Source organism: Aeromonas sp. S18(2024) (assembly GCF_041402525.1).
Classification (GTDB): Bacteria; Pseudomonadota; Gammaproteobacteria; order Enterobacterales; family Aeromonadaceae; genus Aeromonas; species Aeromonas enteropelogenes.
The window spans coordinates 1-573 of the sequence record NZ_JBGLQV010000024.1 but is presented as its reverse complement, the minus strand read 5'-3'; the positions used below and the strand labels follow the sequence as shown (position 1 = coordinate 573).

Genomic DNA, 573 nt, shown 5'->3' with positions numbered 1-573 from the left:
GATAGCTTAACCTTCGGGAGGGCGTTTACCACGGTGTGATTCATGACTGGGGTGAAGTCGTAACAAGGTAACCCTAGGGGAACCTGGGGTTGGATCACCTCCTTACCTTAAGATGACGAAGTTGTTGAGTGTTCACACAGATTGCCTTGATTCAAAGTAGTTAGAGCAAAGACCTGGTGCGAAAGCATCAGTGCTTATCTGGCTTAGGTCAGATAAGAGAAGCCCTTTTGTTGGGTGTTGGGATGTGAATAATGGCGCGAGCCGTTACCCAATCGCCTGCGCGCAAGCGCAAAGACAAATCCGGGTCCCCTTCGTCTAGAGGCCTAGGACACCGCCCTTTCACGGCGGTAACAGGGGTTCGAATCCCCTAGGGGACGCCACTTCTCTTCTTGCTAACAAGAATGCAGACATAAGCATTGAGTGTTTATGTCTGTTTTCTTCGGCCTTGCGCCGTTGCAAACATGCTCTTTAACAATCTGGAAAGCTGATTTAAAAAGTAGTTCTCAAACATTTGTTACAAGTGCTTTGGAAACTTCTTGGCGAAAACCAAATTTTATTTGGTCCTTGTTGTAC

1 tRNA gene and 1 rRNA gene are annotated in these 573 nt (G+C 47.3%); both read left to right on the top strand.

The window, feature by feature from the left end:
- A 16S ribosomal RNA gene (locus ACB034_RS20805) occupies positions 1-105 on the top strand; the annotation flags it as partial.
- Positions 106-304: 199 nt separating this feature from the next.
- A tRNA-Glu gene (locus ACB034_RS20800) sits at positions 305-380 on the top strand.
- Positions 381-573: the final 193 nt, after the last annotated feature.